Source organism: Nonomuraea sp. NPDC049784 (genome assembly GCF_040659615.1).
Classification (GTDB): Bacteria; Actinomycetota; Actinomycetes; order Streptosporangiales; family Streptosporangiaceae; genus Nonomuraea.
Map to the genome: position 1 here is coordinate 1 of NZ_JBFAMX010000733.1, position 4,503 is coordinate 4,503.

Annotated in this window: 6 protein-coding genes and 1 pseudogene; 3 read left to right on the top strand and 4 right to left on the bottom strand. The window is 69.6% G+C overall.

The genetic code is table 11. The features are described from left to right. A pseudogene (locus AB0J09_RS57110) lies at window positions 1–235 on the bottom strand (MFS transporter); the annotation flags it as partial. 100 nt (window positions 236–335) lie between these two features. On the opposite strand from AB0J09_RS57110, the gene AB0J09_RS57115 reads away from it, so the two are divergent. Further along, on the top strand, window positions 336–1,046 hold the full coding sequence (locus AB0J09_RS57115; protein WP_360711203.1) for a TetR/AcrR family transcriptional regulator: 711 nt from the start codon (window positions 336–338) through the stop codon (window positions 1,044–1,046). A gap of 18 nt (window positions 1,047–1,064) precedes the next feature. Here AB0J09_RS57115 and AB0J09_RS57120 read toward each other — a convergent pair whose 3' ends face one another. Beyond that, complete coding sequence (locus AB0J09_RS57120) at window positions 1,065–1,547, bottom strand: MarR family winged helix-turn-helix transcriptional regulator (RefSeq protein WP_360711206.1); 483 nt, start codon at window positions 1,545–1,547, stop codon at window positions 1,065–1,067. Between the two features lie 75 nt (window positions 1,548–1,622). On the opposite strand from AB0J09_RS57120, the gene AB0J09_RS57125 reads away from it, so the two are divergent. After that, a complete protein-coding gene (locus AB0J09_RS57125; RefSeq protein WP_360711209.1) occupies window positions 1,623–2,468 on the top strand; it encodes an LLM class flavin-dependent oxidoreductase in 846 nt (281 codons plus the stop codon). Window positions 2,469–2,498: 30 nt separating this feature from the next. Here AB0J09_RS57125 and AB0J09_RS57130 read toward each other — a convergent pair whose 3' ends face one another. Further along, window positions 2,499–3,401 carry an alpha/beta fold hydrolase gene (locus tag AB0J09_RS57130; RefSeq protein WP_360711211.1) on the bottom strand — a complete coding sequence of 301 codons (903 nt, stop codon included), beginning with the start codon at window positions 3,399–3,401 and terminating at the stop codon, window positions 2,499–2,501. Window positions 3,402–3,493: 92 nt separating this feature from the next. Next, a complete protein-coding gene (locus AB0J09_RS57135) occupies window positions 3,494–4,105 on the bottom strand; it encodes a GNAT family N-acetyltransferase (protein ID WP_360711214.1) in 612 nt (203 codons plus the stop codon). Window positions 4,106–4,241: 136 nt separating this feature from the next. Here AB0J09_RS57135 and AB0J09_RS57140 point away from each other — a divergent pair. Beyond that, the coding region (locus AB0J09_RS57140) for a winged helix-turn-helix domain-containing protein (RefSeq protein WP_360711217.1) at window positions 4,242–4,503 on the top strand (262 nt) is incomplete at its 3' end.

Below are 4,503 nucleotides of genomic sequence, written 5' to 3' on the forward strand. Positions count from 1 at the left end.
GTTTGTCAACGGCCCGGCCGCCGAGCAGCAGCAGCCCGCCGAGCCCGATGGCGTACGCGCTCACCACCCACTGCACGGACCGCGTGCTGAATCCCAGGGCCCCTCCGATGTCGGGGAGCGCCACGTAAACGATGTTGTAGTCAAGAGCCACGATGAGCTGGGTGAACGCCAGGAGCGCCAACCTGAGCCCGGAACGGCCCACGTCGGTCGGCGCACGAGAGGCGGCAAGCGTCACGGGAGGTCTCCTCAGAAGGATTCGTATACGGCGAATGATTTCTACACGCCGTTCAATCACTACACGCGGAACAGTAGTCCAACTCTGTAGACTGTCAAGAGTGGGCGATCAGACGATGAGCAGGCGCGACCGGCTGCGTGCGGAGACCACGGCGGAGATCAAGGCGATCGCGCTCAAACTCATGGCCGCCGGCGGCCCCGACGCCATCTCGCTACGCGCCATCGCCCGCGAGATGGGCATGACCGCCGGCGCGATCTACAGCTACTACGCGACCCGCGACGACCTGGTCACCACGCTCATCGCCGACCTCTACACCGCGCTCGTGGAGGCGGCGGAGGCCGCCCGCGACGCCGTGCCCGCCGACGATCCGGGCGGCCGCATCCTGGCCTGGGCCGAGACCGTACGGGAGTGGGCCCTGGCCAACCCGGAGGGTTTCCGCCTGATCTACGGCGACGCGGTCCCCGGCTACCAGCCCCCGGCGGACGGCCCGGCGAAGGAGGCCGAGCACCGTGCCTGCCGGGGGCTCACCGGCCTGGTCGCGGCGGCCTGGCGCGGGCCGGACAAGGGCGAGTACGGCTGGTCCGACTTCGACCCGGGGCTGGCGGAGGACATCCAGGCCACGTTCCCGGGCCTGCCGCCGGACGCGGTGGCGCTCACGATCCGGGTGTGGGGCCGCATGCACGGCCTGGTTGCCCTGGAGATCTACGGCCACCTGCGCACGCTCACCCGTGAACCCACGGGGATCTACCGCGACGAGGTGATCGCCCTGATCGCATCCCTCGGGTTGACGCTTAATCGTGACTCGAGCTGAGGACCGGGGGCCCGGTCGTCACGACCCCTTCGCGGGATCCTCGCCCTCGGCCTCGGACAAGTGCGTGAGCACGGTCTCGGCGATCGTCCCCAGCGTCTGGATCTGCTCGGGGGAGAGCAGGTCGATGAAGTGGCGGCGGACGGATCCGACGTGTGCGGGCGCGGCCTCCTGGATGGCGCGCAGGCCGCCCTCCGTCAGCACGATCATCGCCCCTCGGGCGTCGCCCTCGAACTCCTCCCGCCTGACCAGCCCCCGCTGCTCCATCCGGGAGATGTGCCGTGACAGGCGGCTCTTCGACCAGAGCATACGATCGGCCAGCTTGGTGAGCCGCCACCGGTGGTCCTCAGTGGAGGTCAGCGCGGACAGGACGTCGTAGTCGGGGGCCGACAGCCCCGAGTCGTGCATGAGATCCCGGCTGACCTGCGCGTCCAGGAGCAGCCGCATCCTGCGGTACCCGATCCAGGCCCTGAACTCGGCGTCGTCCAACCAGCGCGGCTCCATGCCCGCCGAGTTTAGTTGACGTGTAACCAACTTCGGATTTAGGTTTACATGTAAACCTGTTGATAGGGGAGGGTCATGTTCGGACTGGGCATCTCGACCTCGGCGGCCCCCGGGGCCGATCCGGTGGGGGAGGCGCGGGCGGCCGAGGAGCTGGGGTTCGACTTCGTCTCGGCCTCGGACCATCCCTGCGGGAGCGAGCCGTCGTACGAGATATGGACGATGCTGACCTGGGTCGCCGCCGCCACGTCGCGGATCAGGGTGGCCACGCGGGTGCTCGGGGTGCCGTACCGCCCGCCCGCGATGGTGGCCAAGATGGCCGAGACCCTGCACAGGCTCTCCGGCGGCCGGTTGATCCTGGGGCTGGGGGGCGGTTACTCGGATGAGGAGTTCCGGGCATTCGGGCTGGGGGTGCCCACGCCGCGGGAGAAGGTCGACGGCATGGTGGAGGCGATCCACATCATCCGCGGCCTGTGGTCGGAGCCTCGCTTCACGTACGAGGGCGCCCGGTACCACACGTACGAGGCCGCCATGGAGCCCAAGCCCGCGGGGCCGATCCCGATCTGGCTCGGCACGTACGGCACGCGCGCCCTCGACGCGACCGGCCGGCTGGCCGACGGGTGGATCCCGTCCCTCGGCTTCGCCCCGCCGGAGCAGGCGGCCGCCATGCGGGAGCGGGTCCTGTCCCACGGGCGCGCGGTGGAGTGCGTGTACAACGTCCCCTTCCGCATCGGGGATCGCGCCGATGGGGACGCGGTGGTCGCGGGCTCGCCGCAGGAGGTGACCGACCAGCTCGCCGGATTCGCCCGCCTGGGCTTCACGTCGATGAACTTCATGCCGGCCGGCCCGAACCCCCGCCACCAGTCCGAACGCCTGGCCACGGAGATCCTCCCGGCCCTGCGCGCCGCCATCTCGTCCCCATGACCGACCCTGCAAGGGCCGTGGTGCGCCGGGTCAGCGGCCGGCGAGCTCGGAGAAGATCTCCACCAGTTCGGGCCGGTCGAACGGGCCGACATGGGGCGCCCCGACGCTTCGCACGTCAGTCAGGTTGTCCGGAGTGAGGCGGTCGGCCTCATTGATGAACCGGTCCTGCAGCGCCGGCGGAATCAGCCGGTCGAGGGTGAAGCGCACATACGTCCGGGGGATCCGGCCCCAGGTCTGCGCTTCGCCCCGGGCTTCAGCCAACGGAATGCCGGCGGGCTCGTCCGGCTCGAGGCCATGGAGCAGCCGGGTCACCGCCTCGTCGGTGAAGTCGCCGGCAAGGCACTCCTTGATGCCGGCGATCACCGACGGGTCGGCCGTGCGCCAGTTGACCCGGCTCACTCCCAGGACCGCCGGATCGGCGACCAGCGCCTGGGTCACCAGGGGCAGCAGGGTGTCGCTGTTCTCCGGCGTGGTCTGATAAGCGGAGATGCTCGGCAGGTCCACGCAGCAGTACGCCGCGACATAGACCACCCGATCGAGCAGGTCGGGGATGGCGTTGCCGACCCTGCTCACGGTGACGCCGCCCTGGCTGGCGCCGACAAGGATCACGGGCCCGTGGCGGCGGGCGCGGCGTACCACCTCCACAGTGCGCTCGACATAGTCGTCGAGGGTGAACTTGGCGTTCGGCGACGGTTCGGTCGCCAGCGCCTCGAGGTCCTGCGGGGCCTGGTACGCGCGGGGGATGAACGCCTCATGGCCGTGTCCCGGAAGGTCGACGGACACGCCCCGGTGCCCGCGCAGGGTGAGTTCGTTGATCAGCCCCGACCACATCCACGACGGGGCGTTGGTGCCGTGGATGAACACCAGGGTGGGCGGTCGGCGATCACCGTGAGCGGCGGCGGCGGTCGTCTCAGCTTCATGATTCGTGGTCATCGTCGTTCTCTCCTTTGTTTGTCGGGTTCTGCCGGTTGAGTGAGGGGGGCTGGACGGGTGGTGCGAGTTGGCGGGTTGCCGTGCGCCGGCGGTCAACGGCGCGGTTGGCGCCACATCGGCCACAGGAGCGGGCTGTCCGCCACGCGAACCGGTTCGCGGAGATCCTCGAATCCGTGCCGCTGGTAGAGGGCGCGACTCCGGGGTGAACTCGCCTCCAGGTACGCGGCGAGCCCGTCGGCGTCCGCTCGCTCCAGCCGGTGCCGCAACATCGCCGAGCCGAGTCCGGCGCCCTGCCGCCCGCCGAGCACCCCCATGCACGGGAGATAGACGTGCGCTTCGCGATCGGGGTGTCGTTGGGCCAGCGCCTGGCCCAGGGCCAGCAACCGCGCGCCGTTCTCACCGAAGACCGTGCTCCGGCCCGACTCAGGCACGTCCGGATGCTCCTCATGGGGCGCCTGGCCTGCGGCCAGCGTCATCCACACCGACGCGCCCTCGCGACGGCCGACCAGGTACGCCTCGCTGGCGGGATGGGCGAGCAGGGGGCGGTAGAAGTGCCTCTGGAGAAGACCTCGTTCGCCCGCCTTGGGGAAGAGCCAGCAGACGAGGGGATCGTTCATGAACGCCTCAGTGAGGACGTCCAACACCGCCTGCCGGTCTGCGTCATTCGCCCGCCGCACGTATGCGTACGATGTATCTGCTGTCATGCGTACAGAGTATCGAGACCGCCGCAGAAGCGGCGTTTATTTGGTGATTTGGGCGGACAAAGTGAACTAGTACTGCAGAGATTGAACTAGTACACTTGTGGCAGGCAACGACCTCGCCGATGGACCGGGGGCTCCCATGTCGTCGTCAACGCAGCGGCCGGATCCGCCATACCGGCAGATCGTCGCGGAGATCCGCGCCCGGATCCTGGCCGGCGACCTGCGGCCTGGCGACCGGATGCCGTCCATCCGGCAGATCGCCCAGCGATGGGGCGTCGCGATCGCGACCGCGACCAAAGTGATGGCGACTCTCCGCGACGACGGGCTGGTCGAAGCGAAGGTCGGTTCCGGCACGGTGGTCAGCGCACGCACGAGCCGGCAGCAGCCGGCCGCCCGGACCG

What these genes read in the sequence shown, in the direction of transcription:
- AB0J09_RS57120 (WP_360711206.1), bottom strand. Translation starts at nt 1,547, where the DNA reads ATGGAGCCGCGCTGGTTGGACGACGCCGAGTTCAGGGCCTGGATCGGG.
- AB0J09_RS57135 (WP_360711214.1), bottom strand. Translation starts at nt 4,105, where the DNA reads ATGACAGCAGATACATCGTACGCATACGTGCGGCGGGCGAATGACGCA.
- AB0J09_RS57125 (WP_360711209.1), top strand. Translation starts at nt 1,623, where the DNA reads ATGTTCGGACTGGGCATCTCGACCTCGGCGGCCCCCGGGGCCGATCCG.
- AB0J09_RS57130 (WP_360711211.1), bottom strand. Translation starts at nt 3,401, where the DNA reads ATGACCACGAATCATGAAGCTGAGACGACCGCCGCCGCCGCTCACGGT.